Source organism: Bradyrhizobium sp. Kon69, from assembly GCF_055807515.1.
Genome location: NZ_JBVVOS010000004.1, coordinates 235246 through 261658, shown reverse-complemented (window position 1 = coordinate 261658; position 26413 = coordinate 235246). Strand labels below are relative to the sequence as shown.

Sequence of the window (26413 nt, the reverse complement as noted above, 5' to 3'; positions counted from 1 at the left end):
CTTTCCGGCATTTGGTTTCCGGGATTTGAAGTTGAGAGAACCGCCCGTTTCCGGCGATGTTCCTCAAGTCTGACGGAACATGCCGGAACGATCGCGCACCTTTTTGGGTTGTCTCCACACTGGCTGAGTGGAGAATTGAGATGTTGAATCAGGGTGAACTGGACCAGGACGAGATGGGTCGGTTGATCGGCAGCGACAAGGTCGAGGGAACATCGGTCTACGGCGCCGATCGCAACAAAATCGGCTCGATCGAACGCGTGATGATCGACAAGATCAGCGGCAAGGTGTCTTACGCAGTGCTCGGCTTCGGCGGATTTCTGGGCCTCGGCAACGACCATTATCCGCTGCCGTGGCAGTCCCTGAAATACGACACGGAGCTTGGCGGTTATGTCACCGGCATCACCACCAAGGAACTGGAAGGCGCGCCGAAATACGGCGAACGGAGTGATTGGAACTGGGGTGATGACGCCGCGGTTCGCGGCATCAACTCCTATTACGGCGTCCCCTTCGCGTAAGCGTTTCCACCGAAAGGAAGCTCGATGAGCAAGGAACGGCCTAACGACGATCCCAGGCAGCAGAGCGACTGGGGTTCGCACAAGCAGACGGACAAGCCCTGGAAGGGCACTCCGGAAAAAGAACAGGGATCGGACGAGGTGAAGCCCGATCTGGAGAAATGGCGCGCGACGAAGACGCACTGAGACGAGGTGCCGTTCCCATCAGACATCGAGGCGAGCGCGGCACCCACTGTGCCGCGCTTCTTTTTTGGGCAGGGCGTTCACGAACGCGATGGTGCTCGCAACAAGCGGAACCATGATCAGGAGTTGCAGTTGGGCTCGCGGCGCGTGAGCCGCTTTTGGCGGCTCTGCCGTCAGTTTGATCCCCGAGAAAGGTGTTCACCGTGGATGCTCAGACCCGGGAGCGTGGGCCGTCCGCGGAGCAGCCGCAGAGGGCGAAGGAAGCTCCGAAGACCTCTCCCGATCAGCCCCGTGACGCCGAGGACCAGAAGCCGGCGAAGGCGCCGTCGCTGCGAGAGCGGATTCGCGAGCATTGGTTGCTGGCAACCGTTGCCACGATCGTCTTGCTCGCGGCCCTGATCGGCGGACTGCTCTACTGGCTCCAGGTACGCCACTATGAATCCACCGACGATGCCTTCGTCGCGGCGCGGAGCTTTTCCGTGGCCTCCAAGGTCGGCGGGTACGTGACTGACATCCCGGTGACGGACAACCAGCATGTCAACGCCGGGGACCTTCTCGCTAAGATCGACGAGCGCGACTATCGCATCGCCATCGATCAAGCCAATGCGCAGGTCGCGGTCGCCAAGGCGAACATCGCCAATGTCGAGGCGCAGATCGTCTCGCAGCAGGAGCAGATCAAGCAGGCGGAGGCGCAGCTCGAACAGGCCCAGGCCCAGCTTCAGTTCTCGCAGGAAGAATTCGCGCGCGCCCAGGATCTGGTCGAGAAGGGCGCCGGCACCGTGCAGCGCCAGCAGCAGACCCGCTCCGATCTTCAGGCGCAGCAGGCCAATACCGAGCGCGCGAAGACCGCTGTGACGGCCGCGCAAGTCGGCATCAAGACGCTGCAGGCGCAGCTTGAGGGCGCCCGGGCGCAGCTCGAGCAGTCGCAGGCGCAGCTCGATCAGGCCAAGCTGAACCTGCAATACACCAGTGTCGTTGCGGCGCAGTCCGGCCGCGTCGTCAAACTCAGCGGCGCCAAGGGCACCTTCGTCAACGCGGGCCAGAGCCTGATGATGTTCGTGCCCGACGAGGTCTGGATCGTCGCCAACTACAAGGAGACCCAGCTCAACGACATGCGGCCGGGCCAGCCGGTCGAAATCCGCATCGACGCCTATCCCGGGCGTAAGCTCACCGGCCATGTCGAATCCGTGCAGCCGGGCTCCGGCACCGCGTTCAGCCTGCTGCCGGCGGAGAACGCCACCGGCAATTACGTCAAGGTAGTGCAGCGCGTGCCGGTGAAGATCGTGGTCGACAGCTGGCCGGCCGATCTGCCCGTCGGTCCCGGCATGTCGGTCGTGCCCTGGACCAGGGTGCGATGACGGATACGGCGCAAGGCGGCGCGTCCGCGGGCGGCTGGTCGCCGGAGCGCTCGGCGGCGGGCGGTCATAATCCGTATCTCATTGCGTTCGTCGTCTCGATCGCGACCTTCATGGAGGTGCTCGATACCACCATTGCCAATGTCGCCTTGCGCCACATCGCCGGTGGGCTTGCCGTCGGCATCGACGAGAGCACCTATGTCATCACCAGCTATCTCGTCGCCAACGCCATCGTGCTGTCGATCTCGGGCTGGCTGTCGACCGTGATTGGCCGCAAGCGTTTCTACATGATCTGCGTTGCGATCTTCACGGTCTCCTCGCTCCTGTGTGGCTTCGCCTGGAATTTGCAGGCGCTGGTGCTGTTCCGAATCCTTCAGGGCCTTGGTGGCGGCGGCATGGCGACCAGCGAGCAGGCGATCCTCGCCGACTCCTTCCCGCCGCACAAGCGCGGCCAGGCTTTCGCGATCTATGGCGTTGCCGTCGTGGTCGCACCCGTGGTCGGTCCGACGCTCGGCGGCTGGATCACCGACACCTATACCTGGCACTGGGTGTTCCTGATCAACGTCCCCATGGGAATGCTGTCGCTGTTCCTGGTCGGCACGCTGGTCAAGGAGCCGTCGGGCGCGGAGGAGGAGAGGGAGAAGCTGCTGAGCAAGGGCCTGCGGGTCGACTATGTCGGCTTCCTGCTGGTCGCGATCGGGCTCGGCTCGCTCGAATACGTGCTCGACGAGGGCCAGCGCAGCGACTGGTTCGGCTCGAACATGATCGTGTTTTTCGCGGTGCTTTCGGCCGTGTCACTGCTTGCGCTGATCCCGTGGGAGCTGACGCGCGAGGATCCCATCGTCGATCTCCGCCTGCTGGGCCGCCGCCAGTTCGCCGCCTGCTTCCTGGTCATGCTTGCGACCGGCGCGGTGCTGATCTCGACGACGCAGCTTTTGCCGCAACTGCTCCAGAGCGATTTGAACTACACCGCCATGCTGGCGGGCCTCGCGCTGTCACCTGGCGGAATCGCGACCCTGGTGCTGATGCCGGTGGTGGGCCGTCTGGTCAGCAGTGTGCAGCCGAAATACCTCATCATGTTTGGCGCCACCATCGTCGCGTTCTCGATGTGGCATCTCACGGGCCTCACCGGCGACATCACCTATGGCTACGCCGCGATGTCGCGCATCTTCCTCGCGCTCGGTCTGCCTTTCCTGTTCCTGCCGGTCACGACCGCGTCCTATGACGGCGTGCCGCCGGACAAGACCAACCAGGCCTCGGCGCTAATCAACGTCGCCCGCAATATCGGCGGCTCCATGGGCGTCGCACTGGCGCAGACAATTCTGGCGCAGCGCCAGCAATTTCACCAGAGCCGCCTGATCGAGCACGCCGCGCCATCGGATCTCGGCTACCAGCAGACCATCGAGACCATGACCCGCTTCTTCCAGGCCCAGGGCTCGAACGCGAGCGATGCGGCCTCGCAGGCGGTCGCCTGGGTCGGCCGCACCTTGCAGCATCAGGTCGATTTGCTCGCCTATATCGACGTGTTCTGGACGCTCGCAATCATCGCGGTGCTGATGATCCCGACTGCCGCGGTGCTGCGCCCGATCAAGCTGGGCGCTCCCGCGCGGGGGCATTGAGCCAACGACCATTCGGAGAGAAAGGGTGACCGCGGCGCAAAAGTCCGGCTAGACTGGTTCGAACACACCAAGCAGAGCCCGGGAGGTAATTTAAGTGAAGACCGCGATCACCGAACTGTTCGGCATCGAGCACCCCATCATCCAGGGCGGCATGCATTTCGTCGGCTTTGCCGAGCTGGCGGCTGCCGTCTCCAATGCCGGCGGGCTTGGCATCATCACCGGTCTCACGCAGAAGACGCCGGAGCTGCTGGCAAAAGAGATCGCACGCTGCCGCGATATGACCGACAAGCCGTTCGGCGTGAACCTCACCTTCCTGCCGACCTTCGCCGCGCCGCCTTATCCGGAATACATCGCGGCCATCGTCGAAGGCGGCATCAAGGCCGTGGAGACCGCTGGCCGCAGCCCGGAAGCCTACATGCCCGCGCTGAAGGCTGCCGGGATCAAGGTCATCCACAAATGCACCTCGGTGCGCCACTCCCTGAAAGCCGAGCGCATCGGATGTGACGCCGTCAGCGTTGACGGTTTTGAGTGCGGCGGCCATCCCGGCGAGGACGACATTCCCAACATGATTCTGCTGCCGCGCGCGGCGGAGGAATTGAAGATCCCGTTCGTCGCGTCCGGCGGCATGGCCGACGGCCGCAGCCTCGTCGCGGCGCTGTCGCTGGGGGCGGCCGGCATGAACATGGGCACGCGCTTCATCGCCACCAAGGAAGCCCCGGTGCATCAGAACGTCAAGAACGCGCTGGTCGCGGCGACCGAGCTCGACACCCGCCTGATCATGCGGAGCCTGCGCAACACCGAGCGCGTGCTGAAGAACGCCAATGTCGACCGCCTGCTGGAGATCGAACGCGAGAAGGGCGACAGGCTGAAGATCGACGACATCCACGACCAGGTCGCGGGCGTCTATCCCAAGATCATGCTGGACGGGCAGATGGACGCGGGCGCGTGGAGCTGCGGCATGGTCGCGGGCCTCATCCATGATATCCCGACCTGCAAGGAACTCGTCGACAGGATCATGGCTGAGGCGGAAACCATCATCCGTACCCGTCTGATGGGGTTTCTTGAAGGGACGGGTGCACCGCGAAAGGTCGCCTGAGACCGCCAAACTTCTTAACCACGGCGGCAGTTGACCGCTGGAATTGCGCGCGACGCCTCCTAAATAGAGGTAAATTACCTCTTAACAATCAATTTCAGGAGGCGTCCGTGATTATGAAGAGCGCTCCTTTTGCAATTGCCGTTGCCCTCGTGCTCGCATGGGGCGGCGTCGCGCGCGCTGACGACTACAAGCCCGACGAATATCTCGGCCTCGATCTTTCGAAGGCGGTGTTATCGCCGAAGCGGCTCGGGCCCGAAACCCAATTCGCGCCGGTCGCGCTGGAAGCGCGCGGTGGCAACGAGGCGCAGGCGCGCGCCGAGCCGGTCGACGTTCCCAAGAAGGTCGCTGCCGAACGCGTGCGCGTGTCGGAGCCGAAGGTCGCGCACGCCAAGCCCGCGCAGCCACGCGGCGCGGCGCGCACGAAGCTCGCGCATCGCCACGGCAATCCGCTCGACGCGCAGGCGATGGACACCCGCATCCAGACCTGGCCGTGCCGCAGCGGCGGCATCTGCAACTGGAAGCATTAGGTCAGCTCCGAGCCGTCATCCGCACGTCGTAAAACCGTAGGCCCGCGGTCAAGAAACCGTAAGCCGGGGGTCAAACGACGCAGGCACCTTCCGTCGCTAGTCGACGAAGGTTTCCTGAATGGTAGCGCCCCGCGCCTCGCGCGCCTGGACCCGGCGGCAATTCCTGGTCCGTTCCACCTCGAGCCTCGCCGTTGCCGCGCTCGCAACGCCACATCTCAGCCGCGCCGCGGATCGTCCGCAGATCGCAGGCGGCATCCAGTCCGGCGACGTCTCGGATGGCTCCGCCGTGATCTGGGCGCGCGCCGACCGGCCCGCGCGGATGCAGGTGGACTATTCGTCCGTGGAAAGCTTCAAGACCGTCATCGCCTCGGCTTCGCGCGATGCGTCGCCCGATGCCGACTTCACCTCAAAGCTGCTGCTGGCAGATCTGCCGCCCGGGCAGGACATCTTCTATCGTGTGCGCTTCGACGACATCGCGACCGGCATCGCCGGCAAAAGCCGCATCGGCCATTTCCGCACTGCGCCGGCTGCCGGCCGGTCGATCTCGTTCCTGTGGTCCGGCGATACTGCAGGGCAGGGCTGGGGCATCGACACATCGCGCGGCGGTTACCGCAGCTATCGCACCATGCTCGACAATCGCCCCGACTTCTTCATCCACTCCGGCGATCACATCTACGCCGATTGCACGATTCCCTCCGAGCAGAAGCTGCCGAACGGTGAGATCTGGCGCAATGTCGTGACCGAGGAGAAATCCGAGGTCGCGCACACGCTGGCGCAGTTCCGCGGCAATTACAAATACAACCATCTCGACGAGCATTTCCGCGCCTTCCATGCCGAGGTGCCGATGTTCGCGCAATGGGACGACCACGAGGTTACCAACGATTGGTCGCCGACCGGCAGCTATGACGGGGCCGGCCATGAGGATGACGGCACTCCGCGCCTGATCGCGCGCGCCCGCCGGGCCTTCTTCGACTTCATGCCGATCCGCGACATCGGCGCGCAAAAGAGGCGGGTCTATCGCAAGGTCGCCTATGGTCCTTTGCTCGACGTCTTCATGATCGACATGCGCAGCTATCGCGACGATAGCTGGAACAAGGGCGACGATCACCGCGGCTGGATCCTGGGCGCCGAACAGCTCGCCTGGCTGAAGCGTGAGCTCGCGGCCTCGCGCGCGACCTGGAAGGTGATCGCCGCCGACCTGCCGATCGGGCTGGTCAGCCTCGATGCGGTTGCACTGGGCAATGGGTCGCCCGACCGGCGTGAGCACGAGATCGCCGATCTTCTCGCGTCGATCAAGCGCGCCGGAATTCGCAACATCGTCTGGCTCACCGCCGACATGCACTACACCGCCGCGCATTATTACGATCCGAACAGGGCGCAATTCCAGGAGTTCGAACCGTTCTGGGAGTTCGTCTCGGGACCCTTGCATGCCGGCACCTGGGGCCCGGGCAAACTCGACAATACCTTTGGTCCGGTCGCGATGTACCAGAACGGGTGCAGCGAGGCGCAGGGCGAAAACCTCGCGCCCTGTTTCGGACTGCAGTTCTTCGGCAAGGTTGACATCAATGGCCGGACCGGCGTGATGACAGTAACGCTGAAGGACGTCGACAACCGGGACCTCTGGTCGGTCGATATCGTGCCGCAGCCGCAGGCGCGTCCTGCCGTGGTGGCGCAGCATTCCTGAGGGATGCTAACCCGATCTTGATTGGCTGCCGTGCGCCTCCCGCGCTATGCTGCCCGTTCCCGCCACCTCTTTTCCATCACCGAAGAGTCTACTCACGCAGCATCGTTGCTGGCCTCCGGCGGGCTGAACGAAGTCAGGAGCCTTTTCATGGATCATCTCAAGACACAGGGCATCAACATGCCCAAGCTCGGCCTCGGGACCTTTCGCATGCAGGGCGATGCCTGCCGCGCGGCGGTCGAGAGTGCGCTGTCGATCGGCTATCGTCATATCGATACTGCCGAGATGTACGGCAACGAAGAATCGATTGGCGCGGCGCTCGCTGCGGCCCGGCTGCCGCGCGGCGAGCTGCACGTCACGACAAAGGTCTGGCACGAGAACCTCAGCCCCGACGCCATCCGCCGCGCTTTCGACGCCAGCCTGAAGAAGCTGCGGCTCGACCATGTCGATCTCTATCTCGTGCACTGGCCGTCCAAGGCCGCGAACTGGGGTGCGGTGTTCGAGACCCTGATGAAGCTGAAGCAGGAGGGGCGCACGCGGGCGATCGGCGTCGCCAACTTCACCACGGCGCTGCTCAAGATTGCGGTCGAGGACATCAAGGCGCCGATCGCATGCAATCAGATCGAATACCACGCCATGCTCGATCAATCGAAGGTGCTGGCCTATCTCAACGCCAAGTCGATCCCGCTGGTCGCTTATTGCCCGCTGGCGCAGGGACGCATCGCGTCAGATGAGGTGCTGGCCGAGATCGGCGCCAGGCACAATGCAAGCGCCGCGCAGGTCGCGCTGAAATGGCTGCTCGACCAAGACGGTGTCGCCGCGATCCCGAAAGCCTCACGCCGAGAGAGCCAGCAGGCCAACCTCGACGCGCTGAAGATCACGCTCGACGATGCCGACCGCAACAAGATCGCCGCGCTGCCGAAGGACAGGCGCTGCGTCAATCCCGGCTTCGCGCCGGCATGGGACTGAGAGTCGACGCCGAGCGCACCGTCTCTCTCAGCGTGCACATTTCTGGCAGTCTGAATTCGCTGAGAGACACCCCTCACCCGGCGCTTCGCGCCACCTTCTCCGACAAGGGGAGAAGGAAGAAAGAACGCAAAGAAATGGCCCCGTGAGGGGCCATTTCCATATTGCGTTGCGCATTAGTCCCAATGATGACGGTGACCACGCTTGATCACGACGACGCGGTCGCGATGGCGCCAGCCGCGATGCCAGCCGTGATCGCGATGCATGCCGTATTCGGCGCGGGCGCCATACATGCCGTGATGATGACCTCCGCGCTTGATCACCACCGTCTCCGCGCTGGCGAGCGTCGGCATTGCAACAGCGAGCGCGCCGACAGCGGCAAGCACATAACCAATCTTCTTCATGATGTCCTCCTCCAATGGAATGCAAATCTAAACGGCGCATTCGCGGGAACGTTCCGGAGGAATCGCAGGAGAATTCTGAACGCCTGTTCAGGTCGGTTAATCGCAGCGCTGTTGTGCGGGTGTTGGCGCGCCGGTCGCGACGTATTTGCCGTCCCTGATCGTGTACTCGCCGCGCTCGCTGCGATTGTAGATTGCGCGCAAGCTGCCTTGCTTCGACAGGAGCAGGCCAAACTCGCGCGTCTGCTGCAGCAAGGGGAAGTACACCATCACATTGAGCAGGCCGTCGGCGTTGACCATCGCCGATACCACTTCGTTTTCGTCCTTGGCCTCGCCGAAATTGCGCCGGTACATCACCCTTCCGTCCTTCCGGATCTCGTAGGTCAAGAGTGCGCCCTTGTCGCGGTCGGGCCGGGCCGCGCAGTCGATCGCCCATGAGCCGAGCAGGCCCCATTGCTCGACGGTCGCCGCAAGCGACTCGGCACCAGCCGCCGGCGCGAACGCAACCCACAGCACTGCTGCCGCGATCCAGCGGCTCAAACAACGCCTCATGTCCTGAACAGCCCCACCTCCGAATAATGCCGAAGTGTAGCATCCTGCGCGCAATCGTCCACGCTGACCGCCATTCGCGCGCGAATTTGATCCGCGTCAATGAGGCGGCCCGTTTCCCCGGTAGGATGGCGTTCCCGAAGGCGAAATTGGATAGACCGATGCTGAATCAAGTCAGGGATTTCGCAGGCGAGGTGCTGCCGGGGAGCTGTGCCGTGCCGCCTTATTCCGAGAGCGCGTTTCTGGCCGAGTTGGGCGACCGCTTGAAGTCCTCACGTATGCGCTGCGTCCTGTCGCGGCGGGAGCTGGCCCGCCGCTCCGGGATTTCCGAGCGCTACATCGCCCAGATCGAGGCCGGCAAGGGCAACGTCTCGATCGTGCTGCTGCTGCGGCTCGCCTCCGCGATCCACGGCAGCCAGCCCCAGATCGTCTGAAGGCTCAGGCTCGTTTCTCCACATTGGCGCTGCGGGCCGGCACGCCGAACTCCTTGCGGCAAATCTCGGCCAGCACGGCGACGCCCTCGCGGATCTGCTGATGCGAGGGGCTCGCAAAGCACAGCCGCAGTCGCGATCTGGAGTGGGTTTTGTCAGTCGACCATTCCGGCCCCGGATTGATCGATACGCCGGCGGCAAGCGCGGCCTGATACAGCTTCAGCGTATCCACCTGATCGGGCAGCTTCACCCACAGGAAGATGCCGCCCTTCGGCTCCTCGAACTCGGCGGCCGTCCCGAACTGCTCGTTGACGGCCTCCATCAGCGTGTCGAGCTTGGTGCGTAGCGCCTTCGTCAGTGCCGGCACGTGGGTCGAAAAATGCGGCTTGCAATAGGCGGCGAGCACCATCTGCTCCAGTGCGCCGGAGCCGGCGTCCGTCTTCAGCGCCAGCATCCGCGACATCACATCCCAGGGCGCGACGATGAAGCCGACGCGCAACGCGGGCGCGATCGATTTCGAGAACGAGCCGATATGGATCACGCCGCCGTTCGGGCTCATCGCATGGATCGCCGGCGGCCGCTGCCCTGACCAGACCAAATCGGCATAGCAATCGTCCTCGAAGATGGGCACGCCGTAGTCTGCCGACAGCCGCAACAGCTCGGTGCGGCGGCCCTCCGGCATGATGCTGCCGGTCGGGTTCTGCACCGTCGGAATGGTGTAGATGTATTTCGGACGGATGCCGCGGCCCTTGAGGTCGGCCAGCGTCGTGGCCAGCACGTCCATGCGCATACCGTCCTTGTCGAGCGGGATGCCGACCACGTTGACCCCGAGCCGTGCCAAGCGGGTCAGCGAGCCCTGATAGCTATCCTGCTCGAAGATCACGGTATCGCCGCGCGTCAGCAGCGTGGCGTTGACAAGGTCGAGCGCCTGCAGCGAGCCGGAGACGATCAGGAGATCGTCGACCGTGCAGGTGATGCCGGCATCGCGCTTGAGTTTCGTCACCAGGAATTCGCGCAAGGGCAGATAGCCCTGGGGACCATGTGCCAACCCGTAAGTGGCGAGCGAACGGCCTTCGCGTTGCAGAGCGAGGTTAGCCGCCTCGATCAGATGATCGAGCGGCAGTTGCTCGGAGTCGTTATTGCCGCCGACAAAACTATATTTGGCGAGGCCCGTCCAGCGCGCAGAGGGGGCCGGCAGCCCTGCGGGAAACAGGGGCGCAAAATCGAAGCTGGACGTCATGGGAGCGTTCCTCGTTCTATTCTTGTCAGGCTGCCGGCTTTGCGCCGGTCAGTCGTGCTTCTTGCTTATTTCTTGCCGACCGTCCGGGTCGGACGGCCCTGGCTGATGAAAGCGTAATGCGCATTGGCGACGCCGCCAACCATCAAGGCCTCGACAGCAGGCTCTGCGATCTCGCTTGTTGCGGCCCAATCGACGAGGAAATTGGCTCCGGTCCCGCCGCGTACGTCATCGGTCGGAATGAAGATCGAGACGGTGGCGAGGGGCTTCAACGCGACGGGCGCCTTCAGATAGCTCTCGACCTGCTTGCCTGCGGTATCGAAATAGGCGATGCGTTTGACCACCAGTGCTTGCGTCTCGGAGGCGTTGTGCACGCTCAGGGTCACCGAGAAGTCGACGCGCAGCTTGCCCTGGCTCATCGCGACGCTGGAATAGGCGGGCACGTAGAACCCGCCGGAGACGGCAAGTTCTTCCTTCGGCAGTGCGCTGAGGGAATCGGCAAAGCTTTGTTCGATATTGACCTTGGATTGAGCGAATGCGGGCCCTGAGGAGGCGAGGGGGCATAGCAGCATTGCAATGGCGAGCCCCATCCGCATGTGACGAATTGCTCGCTTGCCGCGCCGCACTCGATCACTAGGGTGCGGCAAAACGGACCAATCTGGCATGCACGAGCTCATTCGCGACATCACTCTCTGTATCCTGTTTGCCTGGATGCTGGGCCTGCTTGCCCACTTCTCCAGGCAACCGTTGATCCTGGCCTATCTTATCGCCGGCTTCTGCATTGGTCCATTTGGCGCCGGCTGGGTCAAGTCGCAGGAATCGATCAGCGTCATCTCCGAGCTCGGCCTGATCTTCATGCTGTTCATGATCGGCCTGGAGATCGACCTGAAGAAGATCGTGCGGGCGGGAAAGGTCATCCTGTTCGCGGCGGGCGGCCAGCTCCTGGGCGGCTGCCTGCTCGGGGTGCTGTTCTTCGCCGGCATCGGCCTGTCGCTCGGGGGCGGGCAGTTCGACGCGGTTTATCTCTGCGTCGCCTGCGCGCTGTCGAGCACCGTCATCATCGTCAAGGTGCTCTACGAGAAGCGCGAGCTCGACACGCTGCCGGGCCGCATCACCCTCGGCGTGCTGGTGCTCCAGGACATCTTTGCAATCCTGTTTCTGGCGGTGCAGCCGAGCCTCGCCAATCTGGAAATCAGCGTCATCCTGCTCTCGATCGGCCGCGTCGCGGTGCTGGTTGCCGCCGCGCTGCTGGTGAGCCGCTACGTGCTGCCGCGCCTGTTTCACCAGATCGCCCGCCGCCCCGAGCTGATCCTGCTCGGCGCGCTCGCCTGGTGTTTCCTGGTCGCCGAGACCGCCGAGCGGCTGTCGCTGTCGCGCGAGATGGGCGCCCTGATCGCCGGCGTCTCGCTCTCGACCTTTCCCTACGCGCTCGACGTCACGGCCAAGGTCACCACGCTGCGCGATTTCTTCATCACGCTGTTCTTCGTCGCGCTCGGCATGACCATTCCCGTGCCCGGCCTCTCCGTGATCGGGCTTGCCCTGATGATCGCGGCGTTCACGGTGGTGAGCCGCCTCGTCACCACCTTCGCCCCGCTCTATCTGATGAAGCAGGGCCTGCGCGCCAGCCTGTTGCCGGCCCTGAATCTCGCGCAGATCTCCGAGTTCTCGCTGGTGGTGATCCAGACCGGCGTCGCCGACCACCACATCGCAGCCCAGACGGCGAATGCGGCCTCCTTCGCCTTCGTGGTGCTGGCGGTGCTCTCGACCTTCGTGATGACCCGCAGCGACGAGATCACCCGCTGGGCGATCGGCCCCTTGAAGCGGATCGGCCTGCACGATCTCGACCACGGCAACGGCCAAGGCGAGGAAGGGCACGAGGGTCATGGCGACGCGCGCCGCATCGTTATCCTCGGCTTTTTCCGTGCGGCGAGCGCGCTGCTGGCCGAGATCGAGCGGCAGGCCCCGGTGCTGCTCGAGCAGATCACCGTGATCGACTTCAACCCCAATGTGTACCAGACGCTGCTTTCGCGCGGCCTGCACGTGATCTATGGCGATATCAGCAGTGCCGACACGCTGCTGCATGCCGGCGTCGGCAAGTCCGAGATGATCATCCTCAGCGTACCGGATGCGCTTCTGAAGGGGGCCAGCAACGAGAAGCTGGTCCGCCACGTTCGCACCCTCAACCCGACCGCCATGATCGTCGCCACGGCCGATCTGTTGTCGGATGTGGACGAACTCTACGCGGCTGGCGCCAGCTATGTCACCGTGACCCGGCTCAGCGACGCCCATGAGCTGTTCACGGTGATCGAGGCCGCCCAAGCCGGCCTGTTGGCCGACAAGCGTGCCGAGCTCGATCAGCGGCTCGGCGAGCGTCGCGAGGTGCTGCCCTGACCGCGACCGGCCGGCTTCTCACCGGGCTTCTCCGCGCCCGGTGCAAGCCGCCCGTCGGGCAGGGCTGTGGTTCGGCATATGTGGTTGCGCCGGGGACACTAGCGCCCCGGCCCAAGTCCGGCTAAGCCTCCGGACCATAACCGATAGAGATTGGGAAATGCCGGATAACGTCCAGGAAGTCTTGCAGGCCTTTGCCCGGGGTGAGCTCGTGGTCGTGACCGACGACGATGACCGCGAGGGTGAGGGCGATCTGATCGTCGCCGCCTCGTTCTGCACCGCCGAGAAGATGGCGTTCATCATCCGCCACACCTCCGGCATCGTTTGCGCGCCGATCACCACCGAAGATGCGCGCCGCCTGCGGCTCGATCCGATGGTGGCCCACAACGATTCCGCGCACACCACCGCATTCACGGTCTCGATCGACTACAAGCCCGACGGCGGCACCGGCATCTCGGCCGAGGAGCGCGCCTCGTGCTGCCGCGCGCTGTCCAATCCCAACGCGGGTGCCAACGATTTCGCCCGTCCCGGCCACATCTTCCCGCTGATCGCCAAGGACGGCGGCGTGCTGCTGCGCTCCGGCCATACCGAGGCCGCGGTCGATCTGTGCAAGCTCTCCGGCCTGCCGCCGGTCGGCGTCATCAGCGAGTTGATGAACGACGACGGCAGCGTGATGAAGGGCGAGCAGGTCGCCCGCTTCGCCGCCCAGCACAAGCTCAAGCACGTCACCATCGCCGACATGATCGCCTACCGCCAGGTGCGCGAGAAGCTGATCGAGCGGGTCTCGACCTTCGTCACCGAGAGCCCGATCGGGCCGTTGCAGGGCTATGCCTACCGCTCGCCGTTCGATTCCATCGCTCACGTCGCCTTCGTCTACAACGGCGTCGGCGACGGCAAGAACGTCCTGACGCGCTTCCACAAGCCGAACATCGTCAAGGACATCTTCACCGGCCACAAGCGCATGGCGGCGGTGCTCGAGCACTTCAAGAAATCCGGCCGTGGCGTCCTGGTCTATCTGCGCGACGGTGCGGCCGGTGTCCCCGTGGCGCCGCTGCCCGATGAGAGCGCGACCGAGGCCGACCGCAACCGCCAGTGGCGCGAAGTCGGCGTCGGTGCACAGATCCTGCGCGATCTCGGCGTCACCTCGATCCGGCATCTCACCTCCTCGGTGCACGACTACAAGGGCCTTTCCGGCTTCGGCATCGAGATCGTCGCCAACGAGCTGCTCGAAAGCTAGCGCTGTCATCTCGGGGTGCGCGAAGCGCATCCCCCGGGGTGCGCGAAGCGCATCCCCCGAGGCGCGCCTCGCGGGTCCCCGGGATTCACGCAGACCCGATCATCTGCAACGCAATTGCACTTGTTGCCGCGGCGCTTTACGTTGTCGGGCAAATTTTGACGGAACCAGACGAAAGGACGTTTCATGACCGCGCGCCCTCAGGCCAAGGACAAGCCGGCTTCGGCTTCTTTCCAGTGGGACGATCCGTTCCTGCTCGACGAGCAGCTCACCGAAGACGAGCGCATGGTGCGCGACACCGCGCGCGCCTATGCCCAGGACAAGCTGCTGCCGCGCGTCGCCAAGGCCTATCTCGAAGAGAAGACGGATCGCGAGATCTTCAATGAGATGGGCGAACTCGGCCTGATCGGCATCACGTTGCCGGAGGAATATGGCTGCGCCAATGCAGGCTATGTCGCCTATGGTCTGGTCGCACGCGAGATCGAACGGGTCGATTCCGGCTACCGCTCGATGAACTCGGTGCAGTCCTCGCTGGTGATGTATCCGATCTACGCCTATGGCGACGAGAACCAGCGCAAGAAGTACCTGCCGAAGCTCGCCAGCGGTGAGTGGGTCGGCTGCTTCGGGCTGACCGAACCTGACGCCGGCTCCGATCCGGCCGGCATGAAAACCCGTGCCGAGAAGGTTTCGGACGGCTATCGCCTGACCGGCAGCAAGATGTGGATCTCGAACGCGCCGATCGCCGACGTGTTCGTGGTCTGGGCCAAGTCGGCCGCGCACGACAACCAGATCCGCGGCTTCGTGCTGGAGAAGGGCATGAAGGGCCTGTCGGCACCGAAGATCGGCGGCAAGCTGTCGCTTCGCGCCTCCATCACCGGCGAGGTCGTGATGGACGGCGTCGTGGTTCCGGAAGACGCGCTGCTGCCCAACGTCTCCGGCCTGAAGGGCCCGTTCGGCTGCCTCAACCGCGCCCGCTACGGCATTTCCTGGGGCGTGCTCGGCGCGGCCGAGGACTGCATGCACCGCGCCCGCCAGTACACGCTCGACCGCAAGCAGTTCGGCAAGCCGCTTGCTGCGACCCAGCTCGTGCAGAAGAAGCTCGCGGATATGCAGACCGAGATCGCGCTGGGGCTTCAGGGCTCGCTGCGCGTCGGCCGCCTGATGGACGAGGGCAAGTTCGCGCCCGAGATGATCTCGATCATGAAACGCAACAATTGCGGCAAGGCGCTCGACATCGCCCGCGTCGCGCGCGACATGCACGGCGGCAACGGCATCTCGATCGAGTATCACGTGATGCGCCACGTCCATAACCTCGAGACCGTCAACACCTACGAGGGCACCCACGACGTCCACGCCCTGATCCTGGGCCGCGCGATCACGGGTATTCAGGCGTTTTTCTGAGCAAACCGCCCGAATGGGCGATGCGGCTGAACTCTCGAATTGCGTCATGGCCGGGCAGAAGCGCGAAGCGCGTCTTCGCGCTAGACGTCCCGGCCATCCACGTCTTAGACCACGCGAAGAACGTGGATGCCCGGCACAAGGCCGGGCATGACGAAGTCAGCAAGGTATGAGCAAGCCATGTCCGACAACGACGACGTCCCGTTCAACCGCGACTTTCCGCTGAAGCCCGGCATCGTCGAGGAAGTCCGCCCCGGCGTGCGGCGGGTGCTTTGTAACAATCCGAGTCCGTTCACTTTCACCGGCACGGTCAGCTACATCGTGGGTCGAGGCAATGTCGCGATCATCGATCCCGGTCCGGACGACGAGGCGCATGCGGCGGCGCTGCTCGACGCTGTCAGCGGCGAGACGGTGAGCCATATCTTCGTGACCCACACCCACCGCGACCATTCGCCGAACACTGCGCGGATCAAGCGGGCGACCGGCGCGCCAGTTTACGCCGAAGGCCCGCACCGCGCCTCGCGCCCGCGTTTCGAGAGCGAGAAGCACAACCCGGAATCCGGCGCCGATCGCGACTTCGCGCCCGATATCAGGATCGCCCATGGCGACGTGGTCGAAGGCGCCGGCTGGCGGCTCGAGGCCGTGGCGACACCTGGCCATACCGCCAATCACCTTGCGTTTGCCTGGCCCGAGCGGAAATTCAACTTCGTCGGCGATCACGTGATGGGGTGGTCGACCTCGATCGTGGCGCCGCCCGACGGCTCGATGATCGACTACATGGAATCGCTGGATCGTCTCGCCGCGCGCGAGGAGGATGTGTATTTCTCCGGCCACGGCCCCGAAATTCCGGACGGTCCGCGCTTCGTGCGCTTCCTGATTCGTCACCGCAAGGCGCGCGAGGCCTCCATCCTGCACCGCCTCGCCAAGGGCGAGACCGACATCCCGACCATGGTCCGGGCGATCTATATCGGCATCGACCCGAGGCTCACCACCGCGGCGGGCTATTCCGTGCTGGCGCATCTGGAAGACCTGGTCGCCCGCGGCGTGGTGGCGACGGACGGCGATCCCGTGATTGGCGGGACCTATCGGATGGCGAACGCCTAGCGTTCCGTCACTTCTTCACAGTTTTCGCCGGCGCCTTCGGCGGCGCCACCGGCGTCTTCTTCACCGGCTTGAGTGCGTCGGCATCGGCGGCGGTGTTGAGATCGTCGATGAATTTCTTCACGCGCGCGGCGTTGCTGCCGAGGTCGCTCTCGAAATAGCGCGAGGCGGAGCGGATATCGACGCGGGAATCCTCGCCGTCGGGCACGACGCGGATCGCGATGTCCTCGCGGAACCCCATGATCGGCGAGCGCGCCACCGCCTCGATGCGGCCGATGCGGCGCGGCGGCTGCGGCGCGCGCTCGTCGATCACCAGCCATTTGCGCTTGTTGACGAGCTGAAGCGCGATCGCATAGGCGCGGTCGACTGAAATCTCGAGCTCGATCGGCTCGATATCGGGATAGAATTGACGCTGCTGCTCGGCCGAATAGAGGCCGGCATACACAGCGGTATTGGCACCATCGCCGGTGCGCAGGCGGGCCAGTGCGTCAAAGCGCGGCGGGTCGATCGGGTCGGTGGTGATGTCGTGGATCGCCGGCAGCTTGCGGTATTGCAGGCCGAGATAAGCGGGATAGGCGAGGATCGCGCCGTCGATCAGGAAGGCAAGCAGGATGCGCGCCATGCCGCGCGAGCCGTTCTGCCAGATCGCGGCGAAGCCGGCGAGCCCGAACAGGATCGAGAGCGCCGCAATCCCGAGCCCGCCGAAGAAGGTCGCGAGTGCCGGCTTCATCTCCAGGAAGCCGAACCGGACGATGATGATCGAGACCACCACCGCCACCACCGCAAACACAGCCAGATTGCGCGCCCAGCTCGCGAGACTGGACACGGGCTCCGACTGATAGGGAGCGGAAAACCTGCGGGCCATCGGGTGAGCTCTGCCGGGGTCTTGAGGGCGATGCCGGCCGATCGGGCACGACGATGGGCCGTTGAGACCACGGCCCCGAGGCAAATTCAAGGGTTCCCGGGATGTTACGGCCTGTCATTCCGGGTTCGATGCCGTTGGCATCGCCCGGAATGACGGTGTTTGGTTTGCCGCCTACGCCGCCGCGTTCGGGAAGCGGTATTCTTTGAACTGATCGCGCAGCGCGGTTTTCAGGATCTTGCCCGTCGCCGTGTGGGGGATACCATCGACGAAGGCAACGTCGTCGGGCATCCACCATTTGGCGATCTTGCCGTCCATGAACTTCAGGATGTCCTCGCGGCTGGCCTGCTGCCCCTGCTTCAGCTGCACGATCAGCAGCGGACGCTCGTCCCATTTGGGATGGAACACGCCGATCACGGCGGCTTCCGCCACAGCGGGATGGCCGACTGCGAGGTTCTCCAGCTCGATCGAGGAGATCCACTCGCCGCCGGACTTGATCACGTCCTTGGAGCGGTCGGTGATCCGCATGTAGCCGGCCTCGTCGATGGTCGCGACGTCTCCGGTGTCAAAGAAGCCGTCCTCGTCGAGGATGTCAGTGTCGACCCGGTAATAGGCCTTGGCGACGGCCGGGCCTGCCACCTTGAGTCGGCCGAAGGTCGTGCCGTCCCACGGCAATTCCTTGCCGGCATCGTCGGTGATCTTCATCTCGACGGCGAACGGCGCGTAGCCCTGCATCTGGAGCACGTCGAGCCGCGCCTCGCCGGTCGCATTCTGGAACGGCGGCTTCAGCGCCGCGACGCTGCCGATCGGGCTCATCTCGGTCATACCCCAGGCGTGGCGGACGTTCGAGCCCATGTCGAGGAAGGCCTTGATCATCGAGCGCGGCATCGCCGAGCCGCCGCAGATCACCATCTTCAGGTCCGGCAGCTTCAGATTGTTGGCGGTCATGTGCTGGAGCAGCATCAGCCACACCGTGGGCACGCCGGCGGTATGCGTCACCCTCTCGGTCGAGAGCAGCTCATAGACCGAGGCGCCGTCGAGCTTGGCGCCGGGCATGACGAGCTTGGTGCCCTGCGAGGGCGCGGAGAAGGCGATGCCCCAGCTGTTGGCGTGGAAGAGCGGCACAACGGGAAGCATGGTCTCGGAGGCGCTGGTGCCGAGCGCGTCGACATTGTTGGCCATCAGCGCGTGCAGCACGTTGGAGCGATGCGAATACAGCACGCCCTTGGGGTCGCCGGTGGTGCCTGATGTGTAGCACATCGCGGCCGCCGTGTTCTCGTCAAAGTCCTTCCATTTAAACTTGCCGTCGGCCTCCGCAATCCAGTCCTCGTAGGCGACCACGTTCTTCAGCGTCGTCTGCGGCATGTGCGCCTTGTCGGTGAGCACGACGTAGCGTTCCACGCTTGTCAGCTTGTCTGCGATCTTCTCCAGGACCGGAATGAACGTGATGTCGGTCATCACGATGCGGTCCTGCGCATGGTTGATGATCCAGGCAATCTGCTCGGGGAAAAGGCGGGGATTGACGGTATGGCAGATGGCGCCGATCCCCATGATGCCGTACCAGACCTCAAGATGGCGCCAGGTGTTCCAGGCGATCGTTGCGACACGGTCGCCGAGCTTGATGCCGTCGCGCTCCAGCATCTGCGAAACCTTGAGCGCCCGCTTGTGGATATCGGCATAGGTGGTGCGATGGATCGGTCCCTCGACCGATCGCGTCACGACCTCCTGCTTGCCATGAATCTTGGCGGCGTGTTCGATGATCCGGTGGCAGAGCAGGGGCCAGTCTTGCATCAAACCAAGCATTCCGTCGTTCCTCCGAGAAGCCGCTGGGCGGATTGTCGCTCTCAGCGTTGGGCCAAAGAATTGTCATGAGTCTTAGCCTGCCCGCCTTTCGCCGCAAATGGTCTTGTCGCGGCTATATGTCCATCGGCGCGGCAATGGTTACCGTCGCGCTCGGGCTCGGAGACCGGGCAGAGGCGCGCAAATATGGGTCTCCGCTGGACATCTTTGGTATTGCCGCACCACGGCCGCGCGCGACGGTTCATTCTGCCAATATCTCTGGCAAGATCCCCCTCCCGAGGCCGCGTCCCGAGGAGGCGCCCAAGGCCTCAGCAAAGGCATCGGACGAGGCTCCTGTGGAGACCGGCGGCAAGCCTTCCGCGGAAAGGCCGTCCGCGGACAGACCTGGCACCACCAAGCCCGCCGAGGCGGCGCCGCCGCCCGAGAAGCAGGCCTCGGCGTGCCGCCTCGCGCTGACCGAGGAGATCGCGATCGCGCCCTCGATCCCGGATATCCGCGGCCCCGGCGCCTGCGGCGGTGAGGATCTGGTGCGGCTCGAAGCCATCGTGCTGCCGGACAAGCGCAAGGTGGCGGTCAAGCCGGCGGCGATCCTCCGCTGCACCATGGCGTCCGCAATCGCCGATTGGGTGCGCAAGGACGTGGTGCCGCTGGCCGCGAGCCTCGGCTCGACCATCAGCGATCTCGACAATTTCGACAGCTTCGAGTGCCGCGGCCGCAACCGCGTTGTCGGCGCCATGCTGTCCGAGCACGGCAAGGCCAATGCGATCGATGTCCGCGCCATCAAGCTCGCCAACGGGCAGTCGATCGGCCTGACCGACCGCACCATGCCGCGCGAGGTGCGCGAGCGCGTGCTGCATTCGGTCTGCTCGCGCTTTTCGACCGTGCTCGGCCCCGGCTCGGACTGGTACCACGAGGACCATATCCATCTCGACCTGGCGCAGCGGCGCAACGACTACCGGATCTGCCAGTGGAACGTCTGGGATCCCCTGCCGCAGGTCGCCCCGCTGCTGCCGGCGGAACGGCCCGAGGAGGCGCCGCCGCGTGAGGTCGCGGCCAAACCCGAAGCCAAGCAAGGATTGGAAGACGAGGCGGCGGACACATCTCCTGCGCCCGCGGACAAGCCTGCGGCCGACGGCAATAAAACCCAGCCACACAGGCCGGCAACAAAAAAGCGCCGGTGAAACCGGCGCTTTTGAATGTCTGAGATCAGGTACCTGATCAGTAGCTGCCCGCTTGGCCGGTTTGGCTGCTGCCGAGCGCAAGCCGTGAATTGTAGGGCGAGTCGCCGTGCTTGGGCTCGAGCACCACAACGAGGGTGCCGACCTTGACGCGATCATAGAGATCGATCGCGTCCTCGTTGGTCAGGCGGATGCAGCCCGACGAGATCGAGGCACCGATATATTCCGGCTGGTTGGTGCCGTGAATGCGGAACAATGTATCCTTGCCGCCGGAGTAGAGATACATCGCGCGGGAGCCCATCGGATTGTCCGGACCGGGGGCGACGAAGGTGGGCACGCCCAGGCGCGAAATTTCGCCGGGGGTGGGGTGCCAGGCCGGCCACTCGGTCTTGCTGCCCACCTTGGCGATGCCCGACCAAGCCATGGCTTCTTCACCGACGGTGATGCCGTAGCGGATCGCCTTGCCGCCATCCATGACGTAGTAGAGGTAATGGTTGTCGGAATCGACCACGATCGAGCCCGGCGATTCCTTGCGGTGGTAATCGACGATAGCGCGGCGGAACGGCTCTGCGACCGCAGTTTTCTCATACCTGACCTTGGCGAGGAGTTCCTTGTCTTTCGGCTTGAACGCCTTGGTGTCGGTCGCCTCGTAATGTGTGGCCTGCATGCAGCCCGACAGCATCAGGCCAGCGGCCAAAATACCCAGCGTAACTTTCAGCGACGACATGATTTGGTTCCAATCAACAACAGCAAGCTTTCGCAGGGCTTGAGCAGGCCCAATTCCACGATTCCGTTGGCTCCATTATCGTTGAAATCTGCCACAATTCCAGCCTTACGAAGCTTCTCCCGCGCTGCGAGACCTTACCTGTGGCTTTTCTGCCGCAAGTTTTGCGGGCCAGAGTCGGTTTCGGGGCAAAACGGGCGCATGTGTCGATTCCGTGCCACAGTTGGGCCACGGGGTCGCCACAAATGCAAACGCTCCGTTAATGTGCTTGTCATCATCAACTTGTCAGAATCGCGCTAAGGGCTGTCAGTCTGTCGCAGGCCCCTGCTGGAGTTGTGCATGTTTTCTGTGTTTGTTCCCTCCGAGTCCTCCCTCAAGAAGGCCATCGTCGAGGATCTCGCGGCAGTACCGGAGCATGCGGTCTGGATCGACCTCGTCAACCCAACCGCGGCCGAGGACAAAGCCGTCGAGAAGCTCTCGGGGATCGCGATCCCGACCCGGGAAGACATGCAGGAGATCGAGATCTCCAGCCGCCTCTATATGGAGAACGGCGCGCGCTACATGACCGCGACGCTGATGTGCCACTCCGATACTGATATGCCCCGGACCACGGCGGTGACCTTCATTCTCGGCGACCACCGCCTGGTAACGGTGCGCTATGACCAGCCCAAGCCCTTTGCGCTGGTCGAGGCCAAGCTGGCCCGTTCCTGCACGCCGGCCATCACCGGCGAGATGGTGCTGATGGAACTGCTCGACGCCGTGATCGACCGCTGCGCCGACATCCTGGAGCGCTGCGGCGCCGAGATCGATCAGGTCTCGCATGACATCTTCGAGCCGGAGAGCGAGCGCCACGGTCACGCCAAGCAATATTCGCAAATCCTGATCTCGATCGGCCGCAAGGGCGATCTGACCTCCAAGGTTCGCGAGAGCCTGGTCTCGATCGGCCGCGTCGTCGCCTTCCTTTCCGCAGTGGTGGAGGGCGTGAAATGGTCGAAGGACATGCGCGAGCAGCTCAAGACCATGCAGCGCGACGTGGTCTCGCTGACCGATCACGCCTCCTATCTCTCCAGCAAGATCACCTTCGTGCTCGACGCCATGCTCGGCGTCGTCAATCTCGAGCAGAACAACATCATCAAGCTGTTTTCGGTCATGGCGGTTGTCCTGATGCCGCCGACGCTGATCGCCTCGATCTACGGCATGAATTTCAAGGCGATGCCGGAACTCGAATGGGCGCACGGTTATCCGTATGCGCTGGTCTTGATGCTGATCGCGGCGATCGTTCCCTATTGGATCTTCAAGTGGAAGAAGTGGCTGTAATAGCTACCGGGACCTTACGCGGGACGCAGAGACACAGTGTCTGGTGTCGCAGAATAGAGCGGGATTGCGGCCGCACGGCGATGTGTGCTCGCCGCCCCAATTCCTCCGATAAAATTTGAGCGGTGGGCTGAACGTTTACGCGAAACTTGTCTGCGATAAGGAGCAGGTAAGCCGCGAGGAACAACCATGGTTGAAAAACACATAACGACGCCCCCCAACGTCATCGATCTGGCGAGCTATCGCCACGTCGCGACGAGCGGCAAGGCGTCGTCGATGTCGGCACGCATGTGCCGGCACTGTGGTGCTCCGCTGCTCGACGGTGAGAACGACGACGATTGCTCGACTGCAATCAGCACGGCCGCTCCGCAGACACGCGAGAGGTCACGTCGGATTCGACTCGATTGAGGAACGGAAGCCAAGGGCGATCCAGGTCTTGCGGCGGCGTTGTCTGGATCGCCTTGCTTCTCCGGCGTTGTTTCCAACATCGTCATTGCGAGGACCTCGCGACAAAATTGCGAAGCAATTTTGCGCTGAAGCGACGAGGCAATCCAGACTGTCCCCACCGAGGCAGTCTGGATTGCTTCGCTTGCGCTCGCAATGACGAGGTAGCCTACACGTGCTGGCCGCCGTTGATGTGGATCTCGGCGCCGTTGACGTAAGAACTGGTGTCCGTGCACAGCACGTAGATGATCTTGGCGACCTCGTCGGGCGTGCCGAGCCGATGCATCGGGATCTGCTGGTCGACGATCTTCTCGGTGCCCGGCGACAGGATCGAGGTGTCGATCTCGCCTGGTGCGATCGCGTTGACGCGCACGCCGACGCGGCCGAAGTCGGAGGCCATCTCGCGCGTCAGGGATGCCAGCGCGGCCTTCGAGGTGGCGTAGGCCGCGCCCGCGAAGGGATGCACGCGCGAGCCCGCGATCGACGTGACGTTCACGACAGAGCCCTTGGCCGTCTTCAGTTCCTCGATCAGCCCGCGCGCCATCATGATCGGCGCGAAGAAATTGACGTTGAACACGTGCGTCCAGGTGTCGAGGTCGGTGTCGATCGAGCCGAGCCTGGAGCCGCCGGCGCCCTTCGGTGAGATCGCGGCGTTGTTGACCAGCGCATGCAGCATGCCGCCTTCGAGTCGGTCGCGGATGTCGGAGATCGCGCGGGTGGTATCGGCGGGCGTGGCGAGGTCGACCTGGATATGGTCCTCAGGGCCCGCGTCCCACGGACAATCCTCCGGGAACGGATGTCGCGAGCAGGTGATCACGCGCCAGCCGGCCGAGGAGAAACGGATCACGGTGGCATGGCCGATGCCGCGGCTCGCTCCGGTCAGGAGCAGCGTACGGCGCGGCGCGTTGGAAGGCTGCGGCATGAAGGTCTTTCAGGTTGGAGCATGATCCGGACCCGGAGGGCCGCGTTGGCGCAAAGCGTGCAGCGGTTTTCCGAAAGGATCATGCTCGAACAAATACTAAGGATACATCCGCGTCTTGGACCATTTCTGGCCGGCCGCGTCACGGCGAAATTCGATGCGGTCGTGCAGGCGGAATGGGCGGTCGTGCCAGAACTCGATACGCGACGGTGTGATGCGCCAGCCGCTCCAGCCCGGCGGCCGTGGCACCTCCCCGATCATGTGCTTGGCGGCGATCTTGGCGATCGCCTGCTCGAAGGCGAAGCGGCTCTCGAGCTCTTGCGACTGCTTGCTTGCCCAGGCGCCGATCTGCGCCTGTTTTGGCCGCGTCGCGAAATAGGCGTCGGCTTCGGCCTCGGTCACCGGCGTCACGTTGCCGCGGATGCGGACCTGACGGCGCAGCGACTTCCAATGAAAAAGTAACGCCGCCTTAGGATTTGCGGCGAGTTCGCGGCCCTTCTGGCTGGCGATGTGGCTGTAGAAGACGAAACCATCAGTATCGAAGCCCTTCATCAGCACCATGCGCACGTCCGGCAGGCCATCGGGATCGACGGTCGCGAGCGCCATGGCGTTCGGATCGTTCGGCTCGCTCTTGATGGCTTCGTTCAGCCAGGCCTCGAACAGCGCAAAGGGCTCGTCGGCGGCGGTGAAATCACCGGATGTTAAGGGTGTCTGGTGTTTCATCGAGCTCGTGTCGGTCATGTCTGGGGTCCGAGTTGCGTCCTGCGGTCCAAAACGCGTCGTTGTCTGCTACCGCCCTATATAGGGTATGGGGACGCGTTGGCCTATCGGCGATCCGGCCATCCGGCTTCGTCATGACGATCATTCTGATCGGGCTCGGCGCCGGCGGCTGCAGCTTTTCCCGCAACGACAAAAGTGCCTACGCCAAGGCCGACGACAGCGACCTCACCGGCTCGATCGCAATGCCGGCCAAGGCGCCGACCGACACCGATCTCGCCTTCGCCCGCAACGCTGCCTCCGACGTCCTCAGCAAGAACGACAAGGATTCCAGCCAGCATTGGGAGAATCCGGAAACCGGGGCGCGCGGTTCGGTCACGCCGATCGCGCAATCCTATGCCGCTGAAGATGGCCGCAAGTGCCGCGACTTCCTGGCGAGCTACGTCAACGGCAGCACCGAAAGCTGGCTCCAGGGTGCGGGCTGCCAAAGCAGCCGTGGCAGTTGGGAGATTCATACGCTAAAGCCGTGGCGGAGCTAGGAATCGCTTCACCAGGCTAGTTGCAAAAATACCACTCGCCCCCCACATGAGGCTCAGTTGGGGCGGGGAGCCCTTTGAACAATTCGATTTCTTGAAGGAGACGTGACGGATGCGCGACCCCTATGAGGTCTTGGGGGTGCCGCGGAGCGCCAACGCTGCCGCGATCAAGAGCGCCTATCGCAAGCTTGCCAAGAAGCACCATCCCGACAGCAACAAGAACGATCCGAAGGCGGCCGAGCGCTTCGCTGAGCTCAATACAGCCAACGAGATCCTCGGCGACGAGGACAAGCGCAAGCAATTCGACCGCGGCGAGATCGACGCCGACGGCAAGCCGCGCTTCCAGGGTTTTCCGGGCGGCGGCGGTGGGCCGCGCGGGCGCGCGGGTCCTGGCGGGTTCGAGAACTATACGTTCCGCGGCGGCGGCGCGGGCCCTGGTCCGGGCGGCGGCGCGTTCGAGGACATCCTCAACAGCATGTTCGGCGGTGCGCCGCGTCCGCGCCCCGGGGCCGGCGGCGGTGCCCAGTTCGAATTCGACACCGGGGGGATCGGGCTCGATCTCGACGTCAATGTCGCCATGACCGTCTCGCTGGAGGAGGCGGTCAAGGGCGGCGAGAAGCGCGTTCGGCTGCCGAATGGCAAGGAACTCAACGTCAAGATTCCGGCCGGCGTCACCGAGGGCCAGCAGATTCGGTTGCGGGGACAGGGCGAGAGCGCTCAGGGCCGTCCGCCGGGCGATCTCCTGATCACGATCAGCATCGCGCAGCATCCGTTCTTCAAGATTGAGGGCGCCGATCTCAGGATCGACCTGCCGGTCACGCTCTACGAGGCGGTGCTTGGCGGCAAGGTCCGCGTGCCCACCCTCGGCAATGCCGTGGAGCTTTCAGTCCCGCAGAACACCTCCAGCGGCCGGACCTTCCGCCTTAAGGGCAAGGGACTGCCAAAAGCTGGCGGAACCGGGGATCTCTTCGTCACCGTCAGGATTATGCTACCGGACGGGAACGACGCCGAGCTTGAAGCATTGATGGAGAAGTGGCGGGACCAGCGCCCCTACAATCCACGTAGCGGGCTTGGTTAAGCGTGATCCGGCAAATGTGAAGGGGTTCTCCTAAAGACTGAGAGCGTCGTCCGTCGAGATGATGCTCATCATATGCCTGGGGCGTGGTAGCCCTTCTTGGTCCACGTGCTCGACGTGTCGGCTGTCCGGCGGGGCAGCCGATAAAAAGGTGCGGCCTCGAGAG

The 26413-nt window shown here is 64.0% G+C and carries 27 protein-coding genes; 18 read left to right on the top strand and 9 right to left on the bottom strand.

The window, feature by feature from the left end:
• Positions 1–140: 140 nt before the first annotated feature.
• The 8 genes from AC0L3U_RS07665 (at position 141) to AC0L3U_RS07630 (ending at position 7942) form a co-directional block, all read left to right on the top strand.
• Positions 141–515 carry a PRC-barrel domain-containing protein gene (locus AC0L3U_RS07665; RefSeq protein WP_456765499.1) on the top strand — a complete coding sequence of 125 codons (375 nt, stop codon included), beginning with the start codon at positions 141–143 and terminating at the stop codon, positions 513–515.
• Between the two features lie 24 nt (positions 516–539).
• Positions 540–698 carry a hypothetical protein gene (locus AC0L3U_RS07660; protein WP_473361272.1) on the top strand — a complete coding sequence of 53 codons (159 nt, stop codon included), beginning with the start codon at positions 540–542 and terminating at the stop codon, positions 696–698.
• Positions 699–898: 200 nt separating this feature from the next.
• The gene (locus tag AC0L3U_RS07655) at positions 899–2053 is read left to right on the top strand and encodes an HlyD family secretion protein (RefSeq protein WP_473361271.1); all 1155 of its coding nucleotides are present in this window, start codon (positions 899–901) and stop codon (positions 2051–2053) included.
• Complete coding sequence (locus AC0L3U_RS07650; RefSeq protein ID WP_473361270.1) at positions 2050–3669, top strand: DHA2 family efflux MFS transporter permease subunit; 1620 nt, start codon at positions 2050–2052, stop codon at positions 3667–3669. The genes AC0L3U_RS07655 and AC0L3U_RS07650 overlap by 4 nt, the downstream gene beginning before the upstream one ends.
• 94 nt (positions 3670–3763) lie before the next feature.
• Complete coding sequence (locus tag AC0L3U_RS07645; RefSeq protein WP_473361269.1) at positions 3764–4765, top strand: NAD(P)H-dependent flavin oxidoreductase; 1002 nt, start codon at positions 3764–3766, stop codon at positions 4763–4765.
• 113 nt (positions 4766–4878) lie between these two features.
• Positions 4879–5292: a hypothetical protein gene (locus AC0L3U_RS07640; RefSeq protein ID WP_473292855.1), complete on the top strand. Its 414-nt coding sequence runs from the start codon at positions 4879–4881 to the stop codon at positions 5290–5292.
• A 118-nt stretch (positions 5293–5410) separates the two neighbouring features.
• On the top strand, positions 5411–6976 hold the full coding sequence (locus AC0L3U_RS07635) for an alkaline phosphatase D family protein (RefSeq protein WP_473361268.1): 1566 nt from the start codon (positions 5411–5413) through the stop codon (positions 6974–6976).
• 147 nt (positions 6977–7123) lie between these two features.
• Positions 7124–7942: an aldo/keto reductase gene (locus AC0L3U_RS07630; RefSeq protein ID WP_473361267.1), complete on the top strand. Its 819-nt coding sequence runs from the start codon at positions 7124–7126 to the stop codon at positions 7940–7942.
• A 173-nt stretch (positions 7943–8115) separates the two neighbouring features.
• Here the strand turns inward: AC0L3U_RS07630 and AC0L3U_RS07625 are convergent, their stop codons facing one another.
• Both AC0L3U_RS07625 and AC0L3U_RS07620 read right to left on the bottom strand, forming a co-directional pair.
• Entirely contained in the window at positions 8116–8343 is a 228-nt protein-coding gene (locus tag AC0L3U_RS07625; protein WP_026233110.1) for a hypothetical protein, read from the bottom strand.
• A 96-nt stretch (positions 8344–8439) separates the two neighbouring features.
• Positions 8440–8892: a hypothetical protein gene (locus AC0L3U_RS07620; protein WP_473361266.1), complete on the bottom strand. Its 453-nt coding sequence runs from the start codon at positions 8890–8892 to the stop codon at positions 8440–8442.
• A 158-nt stretch (positions 8893–9050) separates the two neighbouring features.
• Here AC0L3U_RS07620 and AC0L3U_RS07615 point away from each other — a divergent pair, with 158 nt between their 5' ends.
• On the top strand, positions 9051–9323 hold the full coding sequence (locus AC0L3U_RS07615; protein WP_018456224.1) for a helix-turn-helix domain-containing protein: 273 nt from the start codon (positions 9051–9053) through the stop codon (positions 9321–9323).
• A 4-nt stretch (positions 9324–9327) separates the two neighbouring features.
• On the opposite strand, the gene AC0L3U_RS07610 is transcribed toward AC0L3U_RS07615, so the two are convergent.
• Both AC0L3U_RS07610 and AC0L3U_RS07605 read right to left on the bottom strand, forming a co-directional pair.
• Positions 9328–10560 (bottom strand): aminotransferase-like domain-containing protein, encoded by a 1233-nt coding sequence (locus AC0L3U_RS07610; protein WP_473361265.1) that lies wholly within the window; start codon positions 10558–10560, stop codon positions 9328–9330.
• A 65-nt stretch (positions 10561–10625) separates the two neighbouring features.
• A complete protein-coding gene (locus AC0L3U_RS07605) occupies positions 10626–11153 on the bottom strand; it encodes a DUF3124 domain-containing protein (protein WP_473361264.1) in 528 nt (175 codons plus the stop codon).
• Positions 11154–11220: 67 nt separating this feature from the next.
• Between AC0L3U_RS07605 and AC0L3U_RS07600 the strand changes: the two genes are divergently transcribed.
• From AC0L3U_RS07600 to AC0L3U_RS07585, 4 genes are all read left to right on the top strand, one after another.
• Positions 11221–12948, top strand: a complete 1728-nt coding sequence (locus AC0L3U_RS07600) for a cation:proton antiporter domain-containing protein (protein WP_473361263.1) — start codon at positions 11221–11223, stop codon at positions 12946–12948.
• A 157-nt stretch (positions 12949–13105) separates the two neighbouring features.
• A complete protein-coding gene (gene ribB, locus AC0L3U_RS07595) occupies positions 13106–14182 on the top strand; it encodes a 3,4-dihydroxy-2-butanone-4-phosphate synthase (protein WP_007607359.1) in 1077 nt (358 codons plus the stop codon).
• 183 nt (positions 14183–14365) lie between these two features.
• Positions 14366–15580, top strand: coding sequence for an acyl-CoA dehydrogenase (locus AC0L3U_RS07590; protein WP_007594720.1), 1215 nt, complete (start codon positions 14366–14368; stop codon positions 15578–15580).
• Positions 15581–15757: 177 nt separating this feature from the next.
• Positions 15758–16681, top strand: a complete 924-nt coding sequence (locus AC0L3U_RS07585; RefSeq protein ID WP_473361262.1) for an MBL fold metallo-hydrolase — start codon at positions 15758–15760, stop codon at positions 16679–16681.
• A gap of 7 nt (positions 16682–16688) precedes the next feature.
• Here AC0L3U_RS07585 and AC0L3U_RS07580 read toward each other — a convergent pair whose 3' ends face one another.
• Both AC0L3U_RS07580 and AC0L3U_RS07575 read right to left on the bottom strand, forming a co-directional pair.
• The gene (locus tag AC0L3U_RS07580) at positions 16689–17543 is read right to left on the bottom strand and encodes a DUF1499 domain-containing protein (RefSeq protein ID WP_007594716.1); all 855 of its coding nucleotides are present in this window, start codon (positions 17541–17543) and stop codon (positions 16689–16691) included.
• Positions 17544–17714: 171 nt separating this feature from the next.
• Complete coding sequence (locus AC0L3U_RS07575; protein WP_027568702.1) at positions 17715–19343, bottom strand: fatty-acid--CoA ligase; 1629 nt, start codon at positions 19341–19343, stop codon at positions 17715–17717.
• Positions 19344–19408: 65 nt separating this feature from the next.
• On the opposite strand from AC0L3U_RS07575, the gene AC0L3U_RS07570 reads away from it, so the two are divergent.
• Positions 19409–20521 (top strand): extensin family protein, encoded by a 1113-nt coding sequence (locus tag AC0L3U_RS07570; protein ID WP_473361261.1) that lies wholly within the window; start codon positions 19409–19411, stop codon positions 20519–20521.
• A gap of 37 nt (positions 20522–20558) precedes the next feature.
• Here the strand turns inward: AC0L3U_RS07570 and AC0L3U_RS07565 are convergent, their stop codons facing one another.
• Positions 20559–21245, bottom strand: a complete 687-nt coding sequence (locus AC0L3U_RS07565) for a L,D-transpeptidase (protein WP_456765485.1) — start codon at positions 21243–21245, stop codon at positions 20559–20561.
• A gap of 336 nt (positions 21246–21581) precedes the next feature.
• Here AC0L3U_RS07565 and AC0L3U_RS07560 point away from each other — a divergent pair, with 336 nt between their 5' ends.
• Both AC0L3U_RS07560 and AC0L3U_RS07555 read left to right on the top strand, forming a co-directional pair.
• Positions 21582–22559 (top strand): magnesium transporter CorA family protein, encoded by a 978-nt coding sequence (locus tag AC0L3U_RS07560; protein WP_275171750.1) that lies wholly within the window; start codon positions 21582–21584, stop codon positions 22557–22559.
• A 186-nt stretch (positions 22560–22745) separates the two neighbouring features.
• Positions 22746–22964, top strand: coding sequence for a hypothetical protein (locus AC0L3U_RS07555; protein ID WP_473361260.1), 219 nt, complete (start codon positions 22746–22748; stop codon positions 22962–22964).
• A 205-nt stretch (positions 22965–23169) separates the two neighbouring features.
• Here the strand turns inward: AC0L3U_RS07555 and AC0L3U_RS07550 are convergent, their stop codons facing one another.
• Both AC0L3U_RS07550 and pdxH read right to left on the bottom strand, forming a co-directional pair.
• Positions 23170–23922: an SDR family NAD(P)-dependent oxidoreductase gene (locus AC0L3U_RS07550; RefSeq protein WP_007607375.1), complete on the bottom strand. Its 753-nt coding sequence runs from the start codon at positions 23920–23922 to the stop codon at positions 23170–23172.
• A gap of 96 nt (positions 23923–24018) precedes the next feature.
• Entirely contained in the window at positions 24019–24660 is a 642-nt protein-coding gene (gene pdxH / locus AC0L3U_RS07545; RefSeq protein ID WP_473361259.1) for a pyridoxamine 5'-phosphate oxidase, read from the bottom strand.
• A 113-nt stretch (positions 24661–24773) separates the two neighbouring features.
• Between pdxH and AC0L3U_RS07540 the strand changes: the two genes are divergently transcribed.
• Together AC0L3U_RS07540 and AC0L3U_RS07535 are read left to right on the top strand one after the other, a co-directional pair.
• Positions 24774–25175 carry an RT0821/Lpp0805 family surface protein gene (locus AC0L3U_RS07540; RefSeq protein WP_247290981.1) on the top strand — a complete coding sequence of 134 codons (402 nt, stop codon included), beginning with the start codon at positions 24774–24776 and terminating at the stop codon, positions 25173–25175.
• A gap of 109 nt (positions 25176–25284) precedes the next feature.
• Positions 25285–26250, top strand: a complete 966-nt coding sequence (locus AC0L3U_RS07535) for a DnaJ C-terminal domain-containing protein (RefSeq protein ID WP_473361258.1) — start codon at positions 25285–25287, stop codon at positions 26248–26250.
• Positions 26251–26413: the final 163 nt, after the last annotated feature.

What these genes read in the sequence shown, in the direction of transcription:
- AC0L3U_RS07665 (WP_456765499.1), top strand. Translation starts at nt 141, where the DNA reads ATGTTGAATCAGGGTGAACTGGACCAGGACGAGATGGGTCGGTTGATC.
- AC0L3U_RS07660 (WP_473361272.1), top strand. Translation starts at nt 540, where the DNA reads ATGAGCAAGGAACGGCCTAACGACGATCCCAGGCAGCAGAGCGACTGG.
- AC0L3U_RS07650 (WP_473361270.1), top strand. Translation starts at nt 2,050, where the DNA reads ATGACGGATACGGCGCAAGGCGGCGCGTCCGCGGGCGGCTGGTCGCCG.
- AC0L3U_RS07640 (WP_473292855.1), top strand. Translation starts at nt 4,879, where the DNA reads ATGAAGAGCGCTCCTTTTGCAATTGCCGTTGCCCTCGTGCTCGCATGG.
- AC0L3U_RS07635 (WP_473361268.1), top strand. Translation starts at nt 5,411, where the DNA reads ATGGTAGCGCCCCGCGCCTCGCGCGCCTGGACCCGGCGGCAATTCCTG.
- AC0L3U_RS07630 (WP_473361267.1), top strand. Translation starts at nt 7,124, where the DNA reads ATGGATCATCTCAAGACACAGGGCATCAACATGCCCAAGCTCGGCCTC.
- AC0L3U_RS07625 (WP_026233110.1), bottom strand. Translation starts at nt 8,343, where the DNA reads ATGAAGAAGATTGGTTATGTGCTTGCCGCTGTCGGCGCGCTCGCTGTT.
- AC0L3U_RS07620 (WP_473361266.1), bottom strand. Translation starts at nt 8,892, where the DNA reads ATGAGGCGTTGTTTGAGCCGCTGGATCGCGGCAGCAGTGCTGTGGGTT.
- AC0L3U_RS07615 (WP_018456224.1), top strand. Translation starts at nt 9,051, where the DNA reads ATGCTGAATCAAGTCAGGGATTTCGCAGGCGAGGTGCTGCCGGGGAGC.
- AC0L3U_RS07610 (WP_473361265.1), bottom strand. Translation starts at nt 10,560, where the DNA reads ATGACGTCCAGCTTCGATTTTGCGCCCCTGTTTCCCGCAGGGCTGCCG.
- AC0L3U_RS07605 (WP_473361264.1), bottom strand. Translation starts at nt 11,153, where the DNA reads ATGCGGATGGGGCTCGCCATTGCAATGCTGCTATGCCCCCTCGCCTCC.
- AC0L3U_RS07600 (WP_473361263.1), top strand. Translation starts at nt 11,221, where the DNA reads ATGCACGAGCTCATTCGCGACATCACTCTCTGTATCCTGTTTGCCTGG.
- ribB (WP_007607359.1), top strand. Translation starts at nt 13,106, where the DNA reads ATGCCGGATAACGTCCAGGAAGTCTTGCAGGCCTTTGCCCGGGGTGAG.
- AC0L3U_RS07590 (WP_007594720.1), top strand. Translation starts at nt 14,366, where the DNA reads ATGACCGCGCGCCCTCAGGCCAAGGACAAGCCGGCTTCGGCTTCTTTC.
- AC0L3U_RS07585 (WP_473361262.1), top strand. Translation starts at nt 15,758, where the DNA reads ATGTCCGACAACGACGACGTCCCGTTCAACCGCGACTTTCCGCTGAAG.
- AC0L3U_RS07580 (WP_007594716.1), bottom strand. Translation starts at nt 17,543, where the DNA reads ATGGCCCGCAGGTTTTCCGCTCCCTATCAGTCGGAGCCCGTGTCCAGT.
- AC0L3U_RS07575 (WP_027568702.1), bottom strand. Translation starts at nt 19,343, where the DNA reads ATGCTTGGTTTGATGCAAGACTGGCCCCTGCTCTGCCACCGGATCATC.
- AC0L3U_RS07570 (WP_473361261.1), top strand. Translation starts at nt 19,409, where the DNA reads ATGAGTCTTAGCCTGCCCGCCTTTCGCCGCAAATGGTCTTGTCGCGGC.
- AC0L3U_RS07565 (WP_456765485.1), bottom strand. Translation starts at nt 21,245, where the DNA reads ATGTCGTCGCTGAAAGTTACGCTGGGTATTTTGGCCGCTGGCCTGATG.
- AC0L3U_RS07560 (WP_275171750.1), top strand. Translation starts at nt 21,582, where the DNA reads ATGTTTTCTGTGTTTGTTCCCTCCGAGTCCTCCCTCAAGAAGGCCATC.
- AC0L3U_RS07555 (WP_473361260.1), top strand. Translation starts at nt 22,746, where the DNA reads ATGGTTGAAAAACACATAACGACGCCCCCCAACGTCATCGATCTGGCG.
- AC0L3U_RS07550 (WP_007607375.1), bottom strand. Translation starts at nt 23,922, where the DNA reads ATGCCGCAGCCTTCCAACGCGCCGCGCCGTACGCTGCTCCTGACCGGA.
- pdxH (WP_473361259.1), bottom strand. Translation starts at nt 24,660, where the DNA reads ATGACCGACACGAGCTCGATGAAACACCAGACACCCTTAACATCCGGT.
- AC0L3U_RS07540 (WP_247290981.1), top strand. Translation starts at nt 24,774, where the DNA reads ATGACGATCATTCTGATCGGGCTCGGCGCCGGCGGCTGCAGCTTTTCC.
- AC0L3U_RS07535 (WP_473361258.1), top strand. Translation starts at nt 25,285, where the DNA reads ATGCGCGACCCCTATGAGGTCTTGGGGGTGCCGCGGAGCGCCAACGCT.